General features: G+C 64.8%; 20 protein-coding genes and 1 pseudogene. 7 read left to right on the top strand and 14 right to left on the bottom strand.

The genetic code is table 11. The annotated features are described in order from the left end of the window. Positions 1-1,237 (top strand): putative sodium/potassium/calcium exchanger (locus tag A5906_RS41510; protein ID WP_161495411.1); only part of this gene is annotated, 1,237 nt, incomplete at its 5' end. 1,431 nt (positions 1,238-2,668) lie between these two features. Here the strand turns inward: A5906_RS41510 and rpmG are convergent. The 3 genes and pseudogenes from rpmG to A5906_RS44735 all read right to left on the bottom strand — a co-directional run. Further along, positions 2,669-2,836, bottom strand: a complete 168-nt coding sequence (gene rpmG / locus A5906_RS20020; RefSeq protein WP_007603295.1) for a 50S ribosomal protein L33 — start codon at positions 2,834-2,836, stop codon at positions 2,669-2,671. A gap of 207 nt (positions 2,837-3,043) precedes the next feature. Beyond that, positions 3,044-4,038: pseudogene (locus A5906_RS20015) on the bottom strand (LLM class flavin-dependent oxidoreductase); the annotation flags it as partial. 1 nt (position 4,039) lies between these two features. After that, positions 4,040-4,373 (bottom strand): LLM class flavin-dependent oxidoreductase (locus tag A5906_RS44735; RefSeq protein WP_245326803.1); only part of this gene is annotated, 334 nt, incomplete at its 3' end. A gap of 234 nt (positions 4,374-4,607) precedes the next feature. Between A5906_RS44735 and A5906_RS20010 the strand changes: the two genes are divergently transcribed. Beyond that, entirely contained in the window at positions 4,608-5,153 is a 546-nt protein-coding gene (locus A5906_RS20010; protein ID WP_080137069.1) for a hypothetical protein, read from the top strand. A gap of 59 nt (positions 5,154-5,212) precedes the next feature. Here A5906_RS20010 and A5906_RS20005 read toward each other — a convergent pair whose 3' ends face one another. Genes A5906_RS20005 through topA form a run of 4 tightly spaced genes read right to left on the bottom strand, consistent with a single transcriptional unit; the run spans position 5,213 to position 11,559 of the window. Continuing rightward, positions 5,213-5,974 carry an NUDIX hydrolase gene (locus A5906_RS20005; RefSeq protein WP_080137068.1) on the bottom strand — a complete coding sequence of 254 codons (762 nt, stop codon included), beginning with the start codon at positions 5,972-5,974 and terminating at the stop codon, positions 5,213-5,215. 32 nt (positions 5,975-6,006) lie between these two features. Then, on the bottom strand, positions 6,007-6,447 hold the full coding sequence (locus A5906_RS20000; protein ID WP_136615357.1) for a DUF983 domain-containing protein: 441 nt from the start codon (positions 6,445-6,447) through the stop codon (positions 6,007-6,009). Continuing rightward, the gene (gene rnr, locus A5906_RS19995) at positions 6,441-8,777 is read right to left on the bottom strand and encodes a ribonuclease R (protein ID WP_080137066.1); all 2,337 of its coding nucleotides are present in this window, start codon (positions 8,775-8,777) and stop codon (positions 6,441-6,443) included. The genes A5906_RS20000 and rnr overlap by 7 nt, the downstream gene beginning before the upstream one ends. A 19-nt stretch (positions 8,778-8,796) precedes the next feature. Next, a complete protein-coding gene (topA, locus tag A5906_RS19990) occupies positions 8,797-11,559 on the bottom strand; it encodes a type I DNA topoisomerase (RefSeq protein WP_080137065.1) in 2,763 nt (920 codons plus the stop codon). Between the two features lie 324 nt (positions 11,560-11,883). Between topA and A5906_RS44730 the strand changes: the two genes are divergently transcribed. After that, positions 11,884-12,027: a hypothetical protein gene (locus A5906_RS44730; RefSeq protein ID WP_245326802.1), complete on the top strand. Its 144-nt coding sequence runs from the start codon at positions 11,884-11,886 to the stop codon at positions 12,025-12,027. 199 nt (positions 12,028-12,226) lie between these two features. On the opposite strand, the gene A5906_RS19980 is transcribed toward A5906_RS44730, so the two are convergent. Beyond that, on the bottom strand, positions 12,227-12,781 hold the full coding sequence (locus A5906_RS19980) for a flavodoxin family protein (protein WP_080137064.1): 555 nt from the start codon (positions 12,779-12,781) through the stop codon (positions 12,227-12,229). A gap of 167 nt (positions 12,782-12,948) precedes the next feature. Further along, entirely contained in the window at positions 12,949-13,413 is a 465-nt protein-coding gene (locus A5906_RS19975; protein WP_080137063.1) for a winged helix-turn-helix transcriptional regulator, read from the bottom strand. Between the two features lie 122 nt (positions 13,414-13,535). Here A5906_RS19975 and A5906_RS19970 point away from each other — a divergent pair, with 122 nt between their 5' ends. Both A5906_RS19970 and A5906_RS19965 read left to right on the top strand, forming a co-directional pair. After that, positions 13,536-14,309: a glucose 1-dehydrogenase gene (locus tag A5906_RS19970; RefSeq protein ID WP_080137303.1), complete on the top strand. Its 774-nt coding sequence runs from the start codon at positions 13,536-13,538 to the stop codon at positions 14,307-14,309. Between the two features lie 179 nt (positions 14,310-14,488). After that, positions 14,489-14,671 (top strand): hypothetical protein, encoded by a 183-nt coding sequence (locus A5906_RS19965; RefSeq protein WP_080137062.1) that lies wholly within the window; start codon positions 14,489-14,491, stop codon positions 14,669-14,671. 60 nt (positions 14,672-14,731) lie between these two features. On the opposite strand, the gene A5906_RS19960 is transcribed toward A5906_RS19965, so the two are convergent. Continuing rightward, on the bottom strand, positions 14,732-15,340 hold the full coding sequence (locus A5906_RS19960) for an FMN-dependent NADH-azoreductase (protein WP_080137061.1): 609 nt from the start codon (positions 15,338-15,340) through the stop codon (positions 14,732-14,734). 83 nt (positions 15,341-15,423) lie between these two features. Between A5906_RS19960 and A5906_RS19955 the strand changes: the two genes are divergently transcribed. Next, a complete protein-coding gene (locus A5906_RS19955) occupies positions 15,424-15,870 on the top strand; it encodes a winged helix-turn-helix transcriptional regulator (RefSeq protein ID WP_080137060.1) in 447 nt (148 codons plus the stop codon). An 83-nt stretch (positions 15,871-15,953) separates the two neighbouring features. On the opposite strand, the gene dprA is transcribed toward A5906_RS19955, so the two are convergent. Then, on the bottom strand, positions 15,954-17,096 hold the full coding sequence (gene dprA / locus A5906_RS19950) for a DNA-processing protein DprA (RefSeq protein ID WP_080137059.1): 1,143 nt from the start codon (positions 17,094-17,096) through the stop codon (positions 15,954-15,956). A gap of 91 nt (positions 17,097-17,187) precedes the next feature. On the opposite strand from dprA, the gene A5906_RS19945 reads away from it, so the two are divergent. Further along, the gene (locus tag A5906_RS19945; protein WP_080137058.1) at positions 17,188-18,432 is read left to right on the top strand and encodes an amidase; all 1,245 of its coding nucleotides are present in this window, start codon (positions 17,188-17,190) and stop codon (positions 18,430-18,432) included. Here the strand turns inward: A5906_RS19945 and A5906_RS19940 are convergent. From A5906_RS19940 to A5906_RS19930, 3 genes are all read right to left on the bottom strand, one after another. Beyond that, positions 18,424-19,626: a patatin-like phospholipase family protein gene (locus A5906_RS19940; protein ID WP_080137057.1), complete on the bottom strand. Its 1,203-nt coding sequence runs from the start codon at positions 19,624-19,626 to the stop codon at positions 18,424-18,426. The two genes, A5906_RS19945 and A5906_RS19940, sit on opposite strands and share 9 nt — an antisense overlap. A gap of 150 nt (positions 19,627-19,776) precedes the next feature. Next, complete coding sequence (gene plsY, locus A5906_RS19935) at positions 19,777-20,382, bottom strand: glycerol-3-phosphate 1-O-acyltransferase PlsY (RefSeq protein ID WP_080137056.1); 606 nt, start codon at positions 20,380-20,382, stop codon at positions 19,777-19,779. 62 nt (positions 20,383-20,444) lie between these two features. Continuing rightward, positions 20,445-21,615 (bottom strand): dihydroorotase (locus A5906_RS19930; RefSeq protein WP_245326801.1); only part of this gene is annotated, 1,171 nt, incomplete at its 5' end.

Raw genomic sequence — 21,615 nt, 5'->3', positions numbered from 1 at the left:
GGTCGGAGTCTCGATTTACGAGCTCCTTGCCAGCCCCGCGCAGGCGTTCACTTTTTCCGACAGCCGGAGCGATTTCTTTGCATTGGATGCCGCAAACGCCTCCAGCGAATTTGCCGCCTTAAATCAGGCTTTTGGCGTCGATGCGAGCCTCAATGGCTTCGATAAGCTGGCCTGGCTCAATTCCGAAACACACAATGAATCATTCGCCTTCGCGGGTGCCCGAGGCGAGACCGTCGACCGAGGCGGCGGACTTCTGATCACTGATGCAGCCGCGAAGGAGGATAGCGCCAGGAGCAGCGGCAACCTTCACGTTGGAGCCGGTGCCGTCGACGCTCCGATCGGTCATGGCGGCTTCGAACAGGCGGGCTCACCAAGGAATGCAGAACTCGGCACAACACAGGCAACCGAAGTAGACGGGCCCAATCATGGGCAATCGCGGCTTGATTTCCAAGTTTCGGAAGAAGGCTCCGCGAATGGCAAGCCACATGCCGAGCAAGAGTCGCCGGGACAGGATCCCGCTCAAACGCAGTCGCAGCGTGACTTGCATGTTTCGGAGGAAGGCGCCGCGAAGGGCAAGCCGCATGCCGAACACGAGCCTCCGGGACAAGATCTCACTCCAAGGCAGTCGCAGCGTGACTTGCATGTTTCGGAGGAAGGCGCCGCAAAAGGCACGCCGCATGCCGAACACGAGCCTCCGGGACAAGATCTCACTCAAAGGCAATCGCAGGATGACATGCATGTTGCCGAAGGCAATTCAGAAGGCAAGACGTATGCCGGGCACGGGCCGCCGGCCGAATCCAATCGTGGACAATTGCATCGCGATGTAGACGCTTCAAAGGACGCCCCACCGGCTGGCCATACCAATTCCGACAAATCGCAACCCGACTTGCACACGGCGCACTCAAACGCTTCCGAAAATCGGCACGCGGAGCCGGGCGCGAATGCCCGTGGCAACGACCAAGGTGCCGCCGATTCCGAACCGACACAAACGGCAGCTGCGCCCGAGCTCGGAGATTCCTTTCATTTTAGGAATGACATGGCAGAGGCCAAGCATTCGGATCATCTTGAGGACAACCAGAGACCACAATCCGATGAGAATGGGCTGCACAATGCCGGGGATAATGGACTTGCGCTGATCCAGCATGCAGACCTGATTGGCCCTTCACATGCCGAGCAAGGCGTCGTTGATCACGCAAGAAGTGTCGAGCACCATCCGACGCATGATTTGTTTATCTAGTGGCTGATGATTTCAGGTCAACGCGCGAAGCGTGACCCTTCCGAGCAGGGCCCACGCGCCGGGCGTTGGAGGTCAGCCCATGGACCCATTGGAGAAATTCTCCTACCTGCCATTCTGGTGAAGAATCGATCGCAGAATTCGCGATGACGAAACCGGAGATGAGGTGGGTCACACTCGGTCCGCTGCCGGCCGAATGGGCGGATCTCCGGGAGGTACGTAGCCCAGCTCTCGTGCAGCGGACGCAACGCAGCGCACCGGACGATGCTTCGCATCGCCGGGAGCGCTACACCGCGTCCGGGACACGAGAGGGCTGGAGCTCAACCGCAGCAACAGGCCTGCGGAGAGAAGAAACTAACGTGACCGCTTGATATCGGCGACCTTGAACCTGTTGCCGGCCTGCAGGCTGCTGCAGAACCAGTGGGCTCTGTTGCGAAACTCACCCAGGAACACCTTCGTCTCGACGCAATTCTCGTAGGATGTATGGGTGATGGTGTCTCGGCACGTTGGCGAGAAGGGTCCATAGTTCAGACCGCCGCCCGACTCGCTGCATCCAATCCAGGGCTCATTGCCGTGCCGGAAGCTCGAAGCACAGCCACCGTTGCAGCTGCTGGCGACTTTCTCCAGGCCGGCAATTCTCCCCATCACAGAACCCGGCGCGTAGGAAGGCGTGCGCGCGGTTGACGTTCGAGCGGTTGCCGCAGTCCGACGCGGCGCCGTTGTGTTTGCTCCCCGCTCCGACACGTGCGGCCTTACCGCCTGCTTCGGTGCGTCGACCGCGACGGGAGGAAGCGTGGCGGCGGCGCCGGTTGGGATTTGCGATGCTGCCGGGCCGCACAGCACGGCAGTTGACAGGACGGCGAGGGCCGAAGGCACGACAAGGCTTGACGAGAATCTCATGACCATGTCCTTCCCAAATCCGGGACGGAAAAACCGTTCCGGTAAGTGCACGCTAACATACATTTGAAAGCGAGCAACCGAAGGTTGAAGAGATCTCGGCCGATAGGCGCGCCATTGACATGGCAGCCATGAAGATGCCGACGCGCTCAGAGCGATCGATATGTTTGCTTTCGGCGCACAGGAGGGAGGGACCCGTGCTGTCACCACCAGCGGTCATTGCGAGGAGCTCTTGCGACGAAGCAATCCACGGTCGTTGAGCAGAGACACTCTGGATTGCTTCGCTGCGCTCGCAATGACGGCGCGGAGAAAGTGTAGGCGTGAATTCGCCCTCGTGTCCCAGACGCAGCGCAGCGCTTCTTCAGCGGTGCGCTGCAGAGCCGGGGCCCATGTCTTCGCAGGGTGCCGTGTCGCTTTCTGGATTCCGGCTCTGCGCAGCACCGCAAGGACGCTGCAGGGCGTCCGGGACACGAGAGAGAGCCAAAATAAAAACGGGGCCGTGAGGCCCCGTCAAAAGTCCGTAGCGTATCCGCGATCTTACTTGATCTTGGCTTCGCGGAATTCGACGTGCTTGCGCGCGACCGGATCGTACTTCTTCTTGACCAGCTTGTCGGTCATGGTGCGCGAATTCTTCTTGGCGACGTAGTAGAAGCCGGTGTCGGCCGAGGACACGAGCTTGACCTTGATGGTGACCGCTTTGGCCATGTTCTGAACCTCAGAAAATTGGGGAATCTGGAGCCGGCCAAACGGCCCGCGTTGGCCGGCAACCTAGCCAGAAACGGCCTGATGTCAAGGTTTCGAAGCGTTTTCGAGCGAAGTGGGCACCGGTTCGCGCCAAGAAAACGCGTCAAAAACAAAGAGCTAGAGCCCCGAATGGGGCTCTAGCCCGGAAAACCACCCAAATCGGGCCCATTACGCCTCGAAGAACCGATTTTTCGGTCGCGGCAGGCCCAGATTCTCCCTCAAAGTGGCCCCTTCATACTCTTTGCGGAAAATCCCGCGCTTCTGCAGCTCCGGGACCACCTTGTCGACGAAATCGTCGAGGCCGGCGGGCAGGAACGGGAACATGATGTTGAAGCCGTCGGAGCCGCGCCCGACCAGCCATTCCTCCATCTGGTCGGCGATGGTTTTTGCAGTGCCGACGAAGGCGAGGCCGCCATAGCCGCCGACGCGCTGGGCGAGCTGGCGCACGGTGAGCTTGTCGCGGGCGGCGAGGTCAACCATGCGCTGGCGCCCGCTCTTGCTGGCGTTGGTCTCGGGAATCTCGGGAAGGGGGCCATCGGGATCGAAGCCGGAGGCGTCGGTGCCGAGAATGACGGAGAGCGAGGCGATGGCGCTGTCGTAATGCACGCGGCTGTCGAGCAGCGCGCGCTTCTCCTTGGCCTCGTCGACGCTGTCGCCGACCACGACGAAGGCGCCGGGCAGGATCTTCAGGTGCTCCGGATCGCGGCCGACCTTCTCCATGCGGCCCTTGATGTCGGCATAGAGCTTCTGGCCGTCAGCGAGGCTGCCGCCGCCGGTGAAGACGGCTTCGGCGGTCTCGGCTGCGAGCTGCTTGCCGTCTTCCGATGCGCCGGCCTGCACGATCACGGGCCAGCCCTGCACGGGGCGGGCGATGTTGAGGGGACCGCGCACCTTCAGATATTTGCCATTGTGGTCGAGCGTGTGCATCTTCGCGGGATCGAAGAACAGCCCACTCTCGACGTCGCGCACGAAGGCGTCGTCCGCGAAGGAATCCCACAGGCCCGTGACGACATCGTAGAACTCGCGGGCGCGCTTGTAGCGCTCGGCGTGCTCCATGTGGTCGTCGAGGCCGAAGTTCAGCGCGGCGTCCGGGTTCGAGGTGGTGACAATGTTCCAGCCGGCGCGGCCGCCGCTGAGATGGTCGAGCGAGGCGAAACGGCGGGNGGGCGACGTGATAGGGCTCGTCGAAGGTGGTCGAGCCGGTCGCAATCAGGCCGATGCGTTCGGTGACGGCGGACAGCGCCGACAGCAGCGTGAACGGCTCGAACGAGGTCACGGTGTGGCTGCGCTTGAGCGCGTTGATCGGCATGTTCAAGACGGCGAGGTGATCGGCCATGAAGAAGGCGTCGAACCTGCCGGCCTCGAGCTTTCGGATCAGCTGCTTGATGTGGCCGAAATTGAAATTGGCGTCGGGCCAGGCCCCGGGATAGCGCCAGGCGCCGGTGTGGATGCTGATCGGGCGCATGAACGCGCCAAGCTTGAGTTGCCGTTGTGCCATCGCCCCGTATCCGTTCTCGGTGTCGTTCGGGAAGACATAGGGACGCCTGGGAACTCCGCCATTGGGGAGGCTGGGAAGAATCTTTTGTTTTTTGCCGGCAGCTCAGCACAAACCCGTCATTCCGGGACTCGCGCCAAGCGGCGCGCCCCGGAATGACAGCGGTGGGCAAGGCGCCTCTTCGAACCGATCCGCCTCTCGCTCCGACCAAGCCATGACCTCGAGAGGAGACCCGACATGGCCGGCGCAATGACAGTGGATGGCAGCATGGTTCGCATCGACCGGCCCATGCCCTGGGTTGGCCGGCTGTTGTCGCTGCCGCTGCTGGCGGCGAGCGGTTATTTGCTCTGGAACGTCGCGCTCGGGCTTCGCCAGGATTTTTCCGGCTTCGGCCGGCTCGCCGACGATCTCGTGCCGGTGCTGGTGTTTTCGGGGCTCGGGCTGCTCGTCGGCATCCCCGGCGTCATTCTGCTGACATTTCGCTATTTCGTCGTGCTGAATGAGACGCTGCGCCAGATCGTCATCACCAGGCAGTTCGGCCTGCTGAACATCCGCAGGCACCGCAATCTCGCCGACTATCACTTCATCAGCATCACCGATGATTACGATGCGGATCTGACGACCTACGACGTCAATCTCTGCGGCAGCAAGGGCACCGAGCCGATCAACCTGATGAGCTTCACGAAGCGCGAGGAGGCGGACAGGCTCGCAAGCGAGATCGGCCGCGTCCTCAAGCTGCCGGCGCGCGACTATGTCGGCACCGAGCCGGACAGCGACGAATGAGTTTCTTGTTTCGACGCGTTTTCTTGACGCGAACGGTACCCACTTCGTTGGAAAACGCTTTAGCTCAAAATATCCTTCTGCATCTTGCCGCCGTAGAAATGGAAGAACGGCACCGGCGCATCGTGGCGCAGCGGGCCGGTGGCAAGGCGCGTGTCGAGCTCGTTGAGCACGTTGCGCGTCATCGGATGCAGATCGGCGAGCGGTTTTGAGCCGAGCTCGACCCAGACCAGCTCGACCAGCTCGGCATCCGCATGGATCACGCCCTCGACGCGGTGGGTGATCGCGGAGGCATCGGCGGTGAAGAAGCGGGTGTCGAACCGTTTGACGCGGCCAGGCGGGGTGATCGCGCGCGCGATCAGGAACAGGCTGGAGGGATCGGGCAAAAGGCCTGCATCGGCGAACGGCTTCCACGGACCTTCGAGCCTGGCCTTGCCCTCCGTTCTGTCTTGGGCCTTGCGGCCGAGACAGAGGCCCGTCTCCTCGCAGGCCTCGCGGATCGCGGCGATCGCCAGCGATTTTGCTCGCGAGGCCGGCGTCTTCGGGCTGCCCTTGGCGAGATTGGCTTCGAGCTCCGCGGTGACGGGAGCTGCGACAGGTACGCGGTAATCGTCCTTGTCGACGCGGCCGCCGGGGAAGACGAATTTTCCGGGCATGAACACCACCTTGTCGTGGCGCTTGCCGACCAGCACTTTTGGAACAGCGCCGCTGCGGTCGACCAGGATCAGCGTCGCGGCATCCTTCGGGCGGAAATAGGGGTGATGATCGGCTTCCTTGCCCTCGTGGATCTTGGCCTTTTCTTCTGCCTGCGAAATATCCGTCATGTCCTCACCCAAAACCGTTTCTTGCTTATTGCTTAGACCGGCGGAATACCATCCGGAGGGTTCTCGTCAAAGCCGTGCATGCGCAGAGCCCATTGCAATCCCACCACGGCGCCCTTCACAGGCTGCAGCAGTCCGAGCGAGGCAAAGAACGTGAAGGGCAGATAGGCCGCGAAGCTGATCCAGACCGGCGTGGTGTAATTGGTCTCGATCCAGAGGATGGCGGGCACCACGATGTGGCCGACAATGACGATGACGAGGTAGGCGGGCAGGTCGTCGGCGCGGTGCGGCGTGAAGTCGAGGCCGCAGACCGAGCAATTGTCCGCCGTCTTCAGGAAGGCGCGGAACAGTTTTCCCTCGCCGCAGCGCGGGCAGCGGCCGCGGAAGCCGCGTTTCATTGCCGTCCAGACGTCGCGCTTCTCGACGAGGCCAGTCTCGCGCGTCCAGATTTTTGGGGCCGTGCTCATCGTCACCACGCCTTGCCCTTCTTGCCCTTGCCTTTGCCCTTTTTCCCCTTGCCGGATTTTTGCTTCTCCGGCTTGCGTTTTTTCTCCGGGCTGCGTCCGGGATGGGCCTTGGACGATTTGCGCTGCGTGCGGAACGGCCGGCGCTCCCGTGGGCCGCTCTCGCTCTCCGACGACAGCAGCTCGAAGCGCAGCGCGCCGGCGATGGGGGCCGCTTCGATCAGGCGGACGTCGACGACGTCGCCGAGCTGATACATGGTCCCGCTGCGCGTGCCGACGAGGGCATGACGGCCCTCGTCATAGTTGAAATATTCCGTGCCGAGGGATCGGATCGGGATCAGCCCGTCGGCGCCGGTTTCGCTCAGCTTGACGAACAGGCCGGCGCGGGTGACGCCGGAAACGCGGCCCTGGAAGCTGGCGCCGATGCGGTCGGCGAGATGGTGCGCGATCAGGCGGTCGACGGTCTCGCGTTCCGCCTTCATCGCGCGCCGCTCGGTCAGTGAAATATGCGCGGCGACCTCGCCGAGCGATTCCGGCGTCTCGCTGTCGGGCAGGGCGCCTTCGCCGAGCCCGAGCGCGCGGACCAGTGCGCGGTGCACGACGAGGTCGGCATAGCGGCGGATCGGCGAGGTGAAATGCGCATAGCGGCGCAAATTCAGGCCGAAATGGCCGTAGTTTTCCGACGAGTATTCCGCCTGCGCCTGGGCGCGCAGCACGACCTCGCTGACCAGCGGATAGTAGTCATGGCCTTCGAGCTGGGCCAGCACGCGGTTGAACAGGGTCGGGCGCAGCGCACCTGACTTCGCAAAGGGGACGTCGAGCGTCTCCAGGAATTCCGAGAGCGCGTGGACCTTCTCCAGCGTCGGCTCGTCATGCACGCGGTAGATCAGCGGCAGCGACTTCTTCTCCAGCATCTCGGCCGCCGCGACGTTGGCGAGGATCATGAACTCCTCGATCAGCTTGTGCGCGTCGAGACGCTCCGGCACGACGACGCGATCAACCGTGCCGTCGCTCTTCAGGAGGATCTTGCGCTCGGGCAAGTCGAGATTGAGCGGATCGCGCTCGTCGCGCGCGCGCTTGGCGCAGGCGTAGGCGGCATAGAGCGGCCTCAGGATCGGGTCGAGCAGGGGGCCGGTGGTGTCGTCAGGCCGGCCGTCGATCGCGGCCTGCGCCTGCGCGTAGCTCAGCTTTGCGGCCGAGCGCATCAGGATGCGATGAAAACTGTGCGAATGCTTGCGGCCATCGGGGCCGAGCACCATGCGCACGGCGAGCGCGCCGCGCGGCTCGCCCGGCACCAGTGAGCAGAGATTGTTGGAGATACGCTCGGGCAGCATCGGCACGACGCGGTCGGGGAAGTAGACCGAGTTGCCGCGGTCGAGCGCGTCGCGGTCGAGCGCGGTGCCCGGGCGGACGTAGAAGCTGACGTCGGCAATGGCGACATTGACGATGAAGCCGCCCTTGTTGTTGGGATCGTCATCGGGGCGCGCGTGCACCGCGTCGTCGTGATCCTTGGCGTCGGGCGGATCGATGGTGAGAAGCGGGACGTCGCGCCAGTCCTCGCGTCCCCTGAGGTTCGCGGGCTCGGCCGCTTCCGCCTCCCGCTCGGCGGCAGAAGAGAATTGCAGCGGAATCTCGTGTGCGTAGATCGCGATCAGGCTGATCGCCTTCTCGGATTTGACCGAGCCAAGCTTCTCCTTGACGCGGCCGGAGGCGAGGCCAAAGCCGCGGCTGCGGACGATGTCGACGCTGACGAGGTCGCCGTCCTGTGCGCCTTGCGTGTCGGTCTTGGCGATGTTGAGCTCGCGGTCGGCGAACTTCTTGTCGACAGGGACGAGCCGTCCGCCGCCTTCGGGCAGGCTGCGGAAGACGCCGAGGATGCGGCTCTTGGCCTTGTCGATGACTTTGATGATGCGGCCGCGATAGGCGGGGCCTTCGTCATCGTCGCTGCGCTCGACGCGAAGCAGCGCGCGGTCGCCGACGCCGGCGGCGGTGCCGGGCTTGGCCCGGCGCGGCATTTCGATGAGGATCTTTGGCGGCTCGCCGCTCTCGACCTCGTCCCATTCGGCGGGGGAGGCGATCAATTCGCCATCGGAGTCGCGGCCAGTGATGTCGGCGAGCAGTGTCGGGGGCAGCGCGTCCGGCTCGGACACCTTGTGGCGCTTCTTCTTGATGATCCCGTCGTCGGCGAGCTCGCGCAGCATGCGCTTGAGCTCGACGCGATCGGCGTTCTTCAGGCCGAACTCGCGCGCAATTTCGCGGGTTCCGACCTTTCCTGGATTTGCCTTGATGAAGGCGACGATGGCCTGCCTGTCAGGAAAGCCACGGTCTTTCTTTGGTTTCACTTAACCTCTAATTCTTCACTCAAGTCTTGCCGGCACTCTTCTTGGCCGGAGCCTTGGTGGCGGCTGCCTTGGTCGGCGACGTCTTTGCGGTCGACGACACGGCGGCGCGCGCCTTGCTGGTGGATTCGGATTTGGTTTTGGCCGCGGCTTTCTTCGCGGCCGGCTTCTTCGGTTTTGACGCGGCGTCCTCGCCGTCGGCGGCCTTCTCTGCAGCCTTCTTGGCCTTGGCGGGCTTGGCCGCCTTCTTCGCCGTCTTAGTGGTCTTGGTCTTGCCGCCACCCTTGGCCGCGCGCTCGTCGATCAGCGCGATCGCTTGTGCGAGCGTGACGGTGTCCTTCTCGAACTCGGCCGGAATCGTCGCGTTGACGCCGCCCGCGGTGACATAGGCGCCGTAACGGCCGCTCTTCACGGTGACGGTGCCGAGCGTCGGGTGATCGCCAATGGCCTTGCCGGGGTCGGCGCCGAAGCGCCGGCTCGGGCCCTTGGCGACCTTCTCGGCGATCAGCGTCACGGCGCGGTTGAGGCCGATGTCGAACACCTCGTCGCCGGCCTCCAGGCTCGCATAGGTCTTCTCGTGCTTCACGAACGGCCCGAAGCGGCCGAGGCCCGCGGTGATCGGCTGGCCGGTCTCCGGATGCTTGCCGATCTCGCGCGGCAGCGACAGCAGCTTCAGCGCGAGCTCGAGATCGACATCGCCGGGCGAGGTGCCCTTGGGAATGCCTGCACGCTTCGGCTTCTCGCCTTCCTCATAATCCTTCTGCTCGCCAAGTTGGATATAGGGGCCGAAGCGGCCGGCCTTGACCCAGACATCGCGGCCCGTATCGGGATCCTGGCCGAGCGAACGGTCGGCCGTCTGCTCGCTGTCGGCGGCGAGCTGGCGGGTGTAGCGGCATTCCGGATAGTTCGAGCAGCCGACGAAGGCGCCGAACTTGCCGGCCTTCAGATTCAGCCGGCCGGTGCCACAGCTCGGGCACTGCCTGATGTCGCCGCCATCCGCGCGCGGCGGATAGATGTGCTGGCCCAGCATGTCGTCGAGCACGTCGAGCACTTGGGCGACGCGCAACTCCTTGATGTCGTCGACCGCGCCAATGAAGCCGGTCCAGAAGTCTTTCAGAACCTGCTGCCAGGAGATTTCGTTGTTGGAGATGCGGTCGAGCTGCTCTTCGAGGCTTGCCGTAAAGTCGTACTCGACGTAGCGGGCAAAGAAGCTTTCGAGGAAGGCGACCACGACGCGGCCCTTGTCCTCGCCGTGCAGGCGCTTCTTCTCCAGCTTGACGTAGCCGCGGTCCTTCAGGACCTGGAGGATCGAGGCATAGGTCGAGGGCCGGCCAATGCCGAGCTCTTCCATGCGCTTGACGAGGGACGCTTCGGAGAAGCGCGGCGGCGGCTCGGTGAAATGCTGGGTGACGGACAGCGATTCCCGCTTGATCGGCTCGCCCTGGCTCATTGCGGGCAGGCGGCGGGAATCCTCGTCCTCCTCGTCGTCGCGGCCTTCCTGGTAGAGGGCGAGGAAGCCGTCGAACTTGACGACCTGGCCGGTGGCGCGCAGCTCCAGCGTCCGGGCGCCGGCCTTCGCGGTGATGTCAACGGTGGTGCGCTCCAGCTCGGCCGACTCCATCTGGCTCGCGATCGTGCGCTTCCAGATCAGCTCGTAGAGCCTTGCCTGATCGGCATCGAGCTTGCGGCTCATGCTGTCGGGACGGCGGGAAAGATCGGTCGGGCGGATCGCTTCGTGCGCTTCCTGGGCGTTCTTGGCCTTGGCCTGGTACTGGCGCGGGGCATCGGGCACATAGGCGTTGCCGTAATCCTCGCCGATCACCTTGCGCGCCTGGGCGATCGCCTCCGGCGCAATCTGCACGCCGTCGGTACGCATATAAGTAATGAGTCCGGTGGTCTCGCCGCCGATGTCGATGCCCTCATAGAGGCGCTGGGCGATGCGCATTGTGTGCGCCGGCGCAAAACCGTATTTGCGGCTGGCTTCCTGCTGCAGCGTCGAGGTGGTAAAGGGCGCCTGCGGATTGCGCCGCGCCGGCTTGGCATCGACCGCCGTGACGGCGTAGGTCGCCAGTTCCAGCGCCTTCTTGAAGTCCTCGGCTTCCGCGCCGGTGCCGATGTCGAGGCGCTGGATCTTCTTGCCGTCGGCGCCGACGAGACGGGCCTCGAAGGCATCACCGCGCGGGGTGAGCAGGGTCGCGATCAGCGACCAATATTCGCGCGGCACGAATTTTTCGATCTCGAGCTCGCGGTCGCAGACGAGGCGCAGCGCCACCGACTGCACGCGGCCGGCCGAGCGGGCGCCCGGCAGCTTGCGCCACAGCACAGGGGAGAGGGTGAAGCCGACGAGATAGTCGAGGGCCCGGCGCGCCATGTAGGCGTCGACCAGCGCGCCGTCGATCTCGCGCGGATGCTTCATCGCCTCCGAGACGGCCTGCTTGGTGATGGCGTTGAACACCACGCGCTCGATCTTCTGATCCTTCAGCGCGCGCTTCTCCTTCATCACCTCCAGCACGTGCCAGGAGATGGCCTCGCCCTCGCGATCAGGGTCGGTCGCCAAAATCAGGCGGTCGGCGCCCTTCAGGGATTTGGCGATATCGTTGAGCCGGCCGGCCGCCTTGGGGTCGACTTCCCAGATCATCTTGAAATTGGCGTCGGGATCGACGGAACCGTTCTTCGCCGGGAGATCGCGGACATGGCCAAAGGAGGCCAGGACCTCGTAGGACGAGCCCAGATATTTGTTGATCGTCTTGGCTTTCGCCGGCGACTCCACAATGACGATATTCATTTAGTTCCAGTGGCTTACGGGAAAATCTTGGGCCGAAAACGAAAGGACTCGGGTCGGCCGTTTCGCCCCGAACATGGGTGGTGAGGCCCCCGCTGTCAAATCCGGGGGTGTTGAAAGCGCTCCAAATGGGAAAAGTTTCATATCGAGAAAGTTGTAAACTACCACCTTGGAGTTGCGATCCATGTCGGCGTAGTGTCTCTGCGGGGCATGGATTCGGGGTGGGGACGGGTGACAAGGCCGGGAAAGAGGCGGGCGCGCGCTGCATCGGGCGCGCCGCGGGGCTCGCGGAACGAGGAACCGGGGGAGGGCGGGGCAGATGAGGCGGTGGCCTTCATCGCCGAGCAGGTAGCTGCCTTGCGCAAGCTCGCCGAGCGCCACAAGCTCGACGTGCTGCATTATCTGTTAGGAATGACCCAGCTCGAGGCTGACGAACATTTGCGGCTGCGGACCAAGCGCAAGCTGTCGTGAGGCTACCACCTCAGCGACAAGGGCTTCGCCATTGCGCAGGAGGGACGGTGATAGTGTCGGGCGCGCCACTTCAACCTCGTCATTGCGAGCCAACGGGTCAGCGCGAAGCGCGGCCCGATGACAGGCTCCCCGAAGCAATCCAGAGTCTTTCCGCGGAGGTAGTCTGGATTGCTTCGCTGCGCTCGCAATGACGGGGTAGCTAGCTCTTACGTCCAGCCATTCTCGCCAATCGCTGGCCGAGATATTCGGCCGTGCTCAAATCGCTCTCTGGCAATGCGTCTTCCACCAAGTGCGTCGCAAGGCCGACCTGGCTGCCCAGGCGATTGCGGCCGCCCGGATCCTCGCCACCGGGAATATCCAGTCCGCACCAGAGCATGCCGTGCTGAGCGGCCAGGATGGAAAAGTAGGTCAGCGTGTGGAGCTGGTCGCCGTTCGCACAGGCTCCAGTGGTGAATCCGGCTGCGATCTTGTTGGCCCAGCGCTGCTGGCTCCATCGATCACTTGAAGCGTCGGCAAAGGCTTTGAATTGCGCGGCCGGTCCGCCCATGTAGGTCGGGCTGCCAAATGCAACGGCGTCGGCGCGGTCGATCGTTTCCAACAAGCTCTCATTCTGGAAGCGGCCTGACACGATGTCGTTGCCTGTGATCCGGCAACGCGCGACGTCCACTATGCCATTTGCTCCGCACGCCACCGCATGCGCCAGCTTGTCAGTGGTGCCGGTGATGGAGAAATAGACGATCGCGAGCAGGGGCATGGCCGTGCGACTTTCGGTGTTCAGCCATCTTCGACGCCGTCTATGCTTTGTACAAGAGGCACGACGTCGTCATTGCGAGCGCAGCGAAGCAATCCAGAGTCTTTCCGCGGAGGCAGTCTGGATTGCTTCGCTGCGCTTGCAATGACGGTTTGGAGGCATTGAGACCATCACGCCGATCGCCGTCGTGCCGGCCGCGGCTTCAGCGTGGTGTCGGCGGGGCTGAGCAGGCGGCCGTCCTCGGCGCGCATTTCGAGCTTCCTCACCGGGCGGCCCTTTTCGCGATCCACCAGAATGGTCGCGATCTCCTCGGGGCGATCGTCGAACTCCTCGCTCCATTGCCGCAGCGCGACCAGGATCGGGAAGGTGCCGCGGCCCTTCGCCGTCAGCACGTACTCTTGATACGCGCTGCCGTCGGAGGCGGGGGCCGTTGCCAGGATGCCGTGGTCGACCAGCGCGCGCAGCCGCACCGCCAAAATGTTCTTGGCCATGCCGAGCTTGTTCTGAAATTCGCCGAAGCGGCGCAGGCCGAACAGCGCCTCGCGGATGATCAGCAGCGACCACCAGTCGCCGAGCGCGTCCAGCGAGCGCGCGATCGGGCAGGAATCCCCCTCGAAGCTCGTTCGTTTCACCATCGTCGTCTGTCCTTTCGCGTTCGCACGGACCTGCCGCCGATCACGCGTTTGTGTGGTTGCATCATAAAACCAATTGGCCTAGATGGCAATCTAGTTTCATCATGCAACTACTGGAGGCGAGCGTGAGACTGAAGAACAAGACGGCCCTGATCACCGGCGGCAACAGCGGCATCGGGCTTGCGACCGCAAAGCTGTTCGTGGCCGAGGGCGCCAAGGTGGTGATCACCGGGCGCAACAAGGAGACGCTGGCGGCGGCCGCCAAGGAGCTCGGCCCGAACGCGCTCGCGGTCGCAGCCGATGCCACCGACATCGCCGCGACCGAAGCTGCGATCAAGCAGGGCGCCGCAAAATTCGGCAAGTTCGACATCGTGTTCGCCAATGCCGGCATTCCCGGCAGCACGCCGCTCGGCTCCGCGACGCTCGAAGTATTCGAGAAGGTCATCAGCACCAACCTGACCGGCGTGTTCTTCACCGTGCAGTCGGCGCTTCCTTATCTCAACGACAATGCCTCGATCATCCTCAACGGCTCGGTGATCTCGGTGCTCGGCATTCCCGGCTACTCGGCTTACGGCGCGGCGAAGGCCGGCGTACGCGCGATGGCGCGGATCATGGCTTCGGAACTGTCGCCGCGCGGCATCCGCGTCAATGTCGTCGCGCCCGGTGCGATCCGCACGCCGATCTGGGGCGCCGCGGTCGCAACGCCGGAGGCCGAGAAGGCATTCGAGAAGCGCATCGCGCTGTCGACACCGCTGGGGCGTATTGGTGAACCGGATCACATCTCGAAGACGGTGCTGTTCCTCGCGTCCGATGATTCCGCGCATGTGCAGGGCCAGGAGATCTTCGTCGACGGCGGCGCGGTGGCGTCGCCAAGCGGCGCGCCGATCTATCGCGGCTGATCAAGTGAAGTGGAAAATTGAATCGGTCGGCGCGACGAGGTTGGTTGCGCGGGCCGGTTCCCTCGCGTTGTGTGACCTATTTTCTAAACCTTTGCGTGAGGTTTTGAACCTTCGCTTGCGCTGCAAAGACATTTCTACGGGCAGGGGGTCACAAGACCCGATTTTCATGGGAGCCCGTGATGCCGAAGGCAGCTCGCATTTTTTCGTCGATTTCAGCACCGCGTATTTTCACCGAACGTTCCGCCATTCCCGCCAAGCGCTCCGACATCTCCGAGTTCATCGGCGTGGCTCTTTTCGCCGGCATCGGCCTGTTCGTTTCACTGGTTGCCGTCATCCTGGGCATGCAGGGCGTCTGGTTCTAGCGAGGAGGAGCCTGTCAGCCGCCGCCGGGGTCCGGCAGCGGCTGTTGGTGCCGTTGAGTCTCAGGCCGCCTGCAGGCCGGTGGCTGCCTGAAGCGCACCCGCGAGCGCCTTCTCGCGGTGATCCGGCCCGACCTGGACGCCGTCCGCGGAAATGAATTCGGGATTGGTGATGCCGATGAAGCCGAACACCCAGCGCAGATAGGTTTCGAGGTGTTCGCCAGCGGCCGTCGGCATGTCCGCGCCGTAATAGCCGCCGCGCGAGATCGCCACGATCACGCGCTTGCCGCCGGCGAGACCCTGCGGCCCATTGGCGCCGTAGCTGAACGTCTTGCCTGCCACCAGGATGCGGTCGATCCACGCCTTGAGCTGGCTGGGGATTGTGAAATTGTACATGGGCGCGCCGATCACGACGATGTCGGCATCGAGGAATTCGTTCAGCACGGCCGTGCTCGCGGCGAGATCGGGACCGAGCTCGGCCGGCGCGGTCGCGCCCTGCGCGGCTGCCAGATGCGAGCCGGAGAGATGGGCGAGCGGGGCCTGAGTCAGGTCGCGATAGACGATCTGAAGCGAGGGCGTCGCCTGCCTGAGACGGTCAACGATGGCGGCGGATACCTGCCGGCTGACGGAGTGGGGGCCGAGCACGCTGGAGTCGATATGGAGGAGTTTCATTTGGGGTCACCCTGGTATAGATTTGTAACCCGGACTACATGAGTGACTGTCGAAATCCCCGCAAGAACGCACTTTTTTGAGCCATGGACACATTATTGAAACCTGCTCACACCGATTTGCCTGCCTCGCCAAGCCTGGATCAGAGGCGGGATCACGGTCCGGATCAAAGGCCGGATCCCAACCATGCGGACTGCCGCGGGGTCGCCTCGGTGCTGTCCCGCGTCGGCGACAAATGGAGCGTTTTCGTCATCATGATGCTGAGCGACGGGCCCAAGCGCTTCAACGAGCTGAAGCGCCTGATCAACGGCATCTCGCAGCGGATGTTGACCCTGACGCTGCGCGGCCTCGAGCGCGACGGCCTCGTCACGCGCACGATCTTCCCGACCATTCCGCCGCGCGTGGACTATGAGCTGACCGACCTCGGCCACGGACTGTCGCGTCCCGTCGAGGCGCTCGGCAGATGGGCGAAGGATCATCTCGATCAGATCGAGGCCGCACGCACGAAGTTCGACCAGCGCAACGAGGGCTAGCGTTCATTCCGTCGTTCCGAGCTCGCGACTTCGTCGCGCCCCGGAATGACATCTCGCGAATGACCCACCAGGCGTCAGAGACACTAAAGCAGCGAGACCAACCCGCCGCCGTGGCGTTCGAGCTTTCCGGCGAGCTCGAGCTCCAGCAGCACGATGCGTACGATCGCGGGCGAGGCGCCGGACATCCGCACCAGGTCGTCGATCGTGACAGGGGCAGGGCCGAGCAGACCGGTGATCTGGTCGCGGTCGTGGCTTTGCGGGTCGCTCTCGAACGGCTCGCTGTCGGGCTCGCGGGCGGGGTGCATCAGCGGCCGCTCCATGATCGGCTGGACCGCGTTGATGATGTCGGCAGCTTCGGTGACGAGAGTTGCACCTTGCTTGATCAGATCATTGGTGCCAGCGGCGCGCGGATCGAGCGGCGAGCCCGGAACTGCGAACACCTCGCGGCCCTGTTCGGCGGCCATGCGCGCGGTGATCAGCGAGCCCGAGCGGTGCGCCGCCTCCACCACGACGACGCCGAGCGAAGCGCCCGAAATCAGGCGGTTGCGGCGGGGAAAGTCGCGGGCGCGCGGCTCATGGCCGAGCGGCATCTCGGAGATCGCAGCACCCTGGTGATCGAGGATCGCGGCCAGCAAATCGCCATGCTCCGGCGGATAGATGCAGTCATGGCCGCCGGCGAGCACGGCGATCGTGCCGCTCCCCACGCTGGCGCGATGCGCAGCCTGGTCGACGCCGCGTGCCAGCCCCGAGATGACGACGAAGCCGGCTTCGCCGAGCTCGCGCGCGAGCTGGCCGGCGAACTTCAAGCCGGCGCCGGAGGCGTTGCGCGAGCCGACGATCGCGATCATCGGCCGCATCAGGGTTTTGGTGTCGCCGCGCACCGCGAGCAGCGGCGGCGCATCGTCGATCATCGCCAGCCGCGCCGGATAGCCGTCTTCGCCGGGTGCGAGCCAGTCAATGCCGAACCTGCGGCTCGCGGCAAGCTCGGCCTTCGCTTCATCGGCACTGCAGATGCGCCCGGAGCGCGCGGCGCCGCCACGGCGGGCGAGATCTGGCAGCCGCTCCAGCGCGGCCCGCGGGCTGCCGAAATGATCGACCAGGGAGCGGAAGGTGCGCGGGCCCACATTGTCGGAGCGGATCAGCCGCAGGCAGTCGATCCGCTCGGCCTCGGTCAGCTCCACGCTTGGGTTGATGGCGTCCACGGCGTCTCCTTGCAGGGGCAGCATGGAACAACCTGAGGGCGTTGCGCAACAGCGGCGTGCGCTTGCGTGGTCCCTTCGCGATGCTAAAAGCGATGCCAATAAGAAGGGTTTTGCCATGATCTCACTCGCCGACCTCCAGCGCCGCATTGAAGCGGGCGAGCTTTCGCCCGAGGCCGCCATCGCCCAGTCGCATGCGGCGATCGAGGCCAAGGAGAAGGACGTCCGCGCCTTTGTCCGGCATGACAGATCCGCGAAGGCGCAAGCCTCCGGCCCGCTGCGGGGCATCGCGGTCGGAATCAAGGACATCATCGATACCGCCAACATGCCGACCGAGATGGGGTCGGAGATCTATCGCGGCTGGCAGCCGCGCTCGGACGCGCCCGTCGTGATGATGCTGAAGCGGGCGGGGGCCACCATCATCGGCAAGACCACCACGACCGCGTTCGCCTCACGCGACCCGACGCCGACGCTCAATCCGCATAATCTCGGTCACACCCCGGGCGGTTCGTCCTCGGGCTCGGCGGCGGCCGTCGGCGCCGGCATGATCCCGCTGGCGCTGGGCACCCAGACCGGCGGCTCGGTCATCCGGCCGGCGGCGTACTGCGGCGCGGCCGCGATAAAACCGTCGTTCCGGATGCTGCCGACGGTCGGCGTGAAATGCTATTCGTGGGCGCTCGACACGGTCGGCCTGTTCGGCGCCCGCGCCGAGGATCTCGCACGCGGACTTTTGGCGATGACCGGCCGCGGCGAATTCTCCGGCATCGCTCCGGCGAAGGCGCCGCGCATCGCCGTCGTCAGGCAGGAATTCGCCGGCGCCGTCGAGCCGGCGGCGGAAGAGGGCTTGCAGGCCGCGATCAAGGCGGCGGAGAAAGCCGGCGCCAGCGTACAGGCGATCGTCACGCCGGAGTCGTTGGCGGAAGCCTGGCGCATCCACCCGATCATCCAGGATTTCGAGGCGCATCGCGCGCTCGCCTGGGAGTTTGACGAACATCACGACGAGATCGCACCGATGCTGCGCGCCAGCCTCGATGCAACGGTCGGGCTGACGCCGAAAGACTACGATGAGGCCCGCCGCATCGCTCGTCGCGGCCGCCGCGAACTCGGAGAACTGTTCGAGAATTTCGACGTGCTGCTGACCTACTCGGCGCCGGGCACGCCGCCGGCCAAGGAGCTCGCCTCGACCGGTGACCCCCGCTACAACCGGGTGTGGACGCTGATGGGCAATCCTTGCGTCAACGTGCCGGTGCTCAAAGCGGGTGGCCTGCCGATCGGCGTTCAGGTGATCGCACGCTTCGGCAATGATCCGGTGGCGTTGTCGTCGGCGTGGTTCCTGGAGAACGCGCTGGCGAAATCAGGCTAGCGCCGCTTCGGTGGCGGGCAGCGCGTGTTGAGCGTCCGCGCCTGGCGCGCCTTGCCCGAGCCAGCGTTGGGCGGCTTCACGGCCGCTCCGGTGCAGGAGGCGGATGAAGCCGCGGCCGAGATCGGTCGATGAGCGCTGCGCGAGCCCGTCGACGGAGTCTTCCGCGGCGATCCTGGAGAGCCGCAGCGACGGTGCCGTCTGCGCCTGCGCCCATGTGATCGCCGCGATCTCGGCATTGAGCGCGGCGTTGGCGGCAATCTGGTCGAGCCGGCGGTCGATCGCGGCGAGCGTGATCGGCACGTAGCTGTCACGGGACGGTGTGACCTGGACCAGCAGCACGTCCGTCACTGAGGTTTCCTGCACCAGCCTCACCAGCGGCGGATTGCCGCCGAAGCCGCCGTCCCAATAGGCTTCGCCCTCGATCTCGACGGCGCAGTGAACGAGCGGCGGACAGGTCGAGGCCAGCGCGACGTCCGCGGTGATGGCCTCGTTGCGGAAAATCTGCTGCCGCCCGTCGCGGATTCGCGTTGCCGCGATCAGAAGCCTTGGCGCCTTCGCCGCGCGCAGCGCCGCGAAATCGATGTCGCGCGACAGCGCCTGCCGCAGCGGATCGAGATCGAACGGGTCGAACTGGCCGGAGCGCAGCGTCGGCCCGAACGCGACCGAGCTTCCCGCCGGCGAAAATCCTCCGACCAGCATCAATGAGCGGAACGAGGCCTCGTGCATCAGGCGGACCCAGAACCGGTTCAGCCGGTTGCGGGCGGCTTCACGGCCGCCCTCGGCGAGGCCGCAGGCGAGCAGAAGCGCATTGACGGCGCCGGCGCTGGCGCCGCTGATGGTGTCGATTTCGATATCAGGCTCTTCCAGCAGCCGCTCCAGCACGCCCCAGGTGAAGGCGGCGAAGGTGCCGCCGCCCTGGAGGGCGAGCGACAATTGTCGCGGTGGCCATTGTTTCGCGAGAGCCCGGTCCGGCGCAACCGGTGCGGCGACCGTGGTCACCTCGCCACGTCGCGGAGTTTGCGCGGCCGGAACAGGCGGCGGCGCCGGCGGTGAAACGGAGGTCAGCTCTGGAACGCGAGGCGGCGAGGGGGTACCGGACCAGATGTCCGTTGCAAAGAGCAGCCGGCTCGCCGCGGTGCGTGCCGCACCTTGCGAACCCCCGTCAATCTGCGCGCCGACAATCTTCTCGCTCATTCTGAGCAACCGCGTAACGCCATCTTCCGCATCAGGATGACAGGCATGGAACCCGTCCGCTACAGCCTGCCGCGCGTGGTGCGGAAGTTGCGAACAGGATTTGGCATATAATGCGGAAGGGCCGCGGCGGTATCCGTACTTTTTTCGGATCTAAATGCTCTGGGCCTTCTCGCCGATCCTGCTTTCCTTGCCGGATTGCAGCCGCTTGATGTTCTCGCGATGCGCGTAGAACAGCAGCAATGTCAGCACCGCGAACAGCGCGGACAGAGCGAGATGCCCGAACCACCACAGGAACATCGGGGTGATGAAGGACGCAACCAATGCCGAGAGCGAGGAATAGCGGGTGGTGAAGGCGGTGGCGAGCCAGAGCACGCAGAACACCAGCGCAGCCGGCCAGAACAGTCCGAGCAGGATGCCGATATAGACGGCGACACCTTTTCCGCCCTTGAACTTGAGCCAGACCGGGAAGAGGTGCCCGAGGAAAGCGCCGAGCCCCGCCACCATCGCGGCATTGGGTCCGGCGATGTAACCACAGATCACCACGGCCACGGTGCCCTTGAGCGCATCGAACAGCAGGGTGCCCGCGGCAAGGCTCTTGCGCCCCGTGCGCAGCACATTGGTGGCGCCGATGCTGCCGGAGCCGATCGAGCGGATATCCTGCGTGCCCGCGAGTTTGGTCAGCACCAGTCCAAATGGAATCGAGCCGAGGAGGTAGCCGATGACGAAGGCTACCGGCAGAAAGGCTTCAAGCCCCATGGCTGGATCTCCAAAGGCCGCATCCGCATGTCGAACCGAGGCGCCACGCATGATCCCGCACGTCAAACATGTTCGTAAACCGTCCGTCCGCCGACAATGGTGCGCACCACGCGGCCTGTAAAGCGGGCCTCGTCGAACGGGGTGTTCTTGCAGGGCGATTTGAGGTCGGCGGGATCGACCACCCAGGGCGTATCGGGGTCGATCACGATCACGTCCGCGGGCACGCCCGCGCGCAGGGTTCCGCCCGGCAAGCCGAGCAGCTCGGCCGGCCGGGTCGACATTGCGCGGATCAGCGTTTTGAGTTCCAGCTCGCCATTATGCACCAGCCGCAGGCCCGCCGGCAGCATGGTCTCGAGCCCAATGGCGCCGGGAGCTGCTTCCGCGAATGGCAGGCGCTTGACCTCCACGTCCTGCGGATTGTGATCGGACATGATGACATCGACGAGGCCGGAGGCGACGGCGGCGACCAGCGCGCGGCGGTCGTCCTCGGTACGCAGCGGCGGCGACAGTTTCAGGAAGGACCGGTAGGGACCGATGTCGTTCTCGTTCAGCGCAAGATGGTTGATCGAGACCGAGGCGCTGACGGCAAGGCCGGCATCGCGGGCGCGCTTGAGGATCTCGAGCGAGTCGACGCAGGACAGCGAGGCGGCGTGATAGCGGCCGCCGGTCAGCGCCACGAGGCGCATGTCGCGCTCCAGCATCACGGCTTCCGCCGCGTTCGGGATGCCCATCAGGCCGAGCCGGGTGGCGAACTCGCCCTCGTTCATCACGCCTTCGCCGACGAGATGCGGGTCCTCGGTGTAGTGCACGATCAGCGCGTCGAAATCGCGGGCGTAGGTCAGGGCGCGGCGCATCACCTGGGCGTTGGTGACGCTCCTGTCGCCATCGCTGAAGGCGACCGCGCCGGCGGCCTTGAGCAGGCCGAACTCGGTCATCTCCTCGCCGCGCATGCCCTTGGTCAGGGCCGCCATCGGCTGGATGTTGACGATCGCGGTGTCGCGGGCCCGGCGCATCACGAAGTCCACAGTCGCCGAATTGTCGACCACGGGCAGGGTGTCGGGCTGGCAGATGATGGTGGTGATGCCGCCGGTCGCGGCCGCCTGGCTCGCGGAGGCAAAGGTCTCGCGATGGCTGTAGCCGGGCTCGCCGACGAAGGCGCGCATGTCGATCAGGCCGGGCGCGACGATCTTGCCGGCGCAATTGACGACGTCGGTACCCTCGGGGACGCCCGCC

The sequence above is a fragment of the Bradyrhizobium sacchari genome (assembly GCF_002068095.1).
GTDB lineage: Bacteria > Pseudomonadota > Alphaproteobacteria > Rhizobiales > Xanthobacteraceae > Bradyrhizobium > Bradyrhizobium sacchari.
Note: the sequence above shows the minus strand (reverse complement) of the source record. Positions and strands in the feature narration are given on the sequence as shown.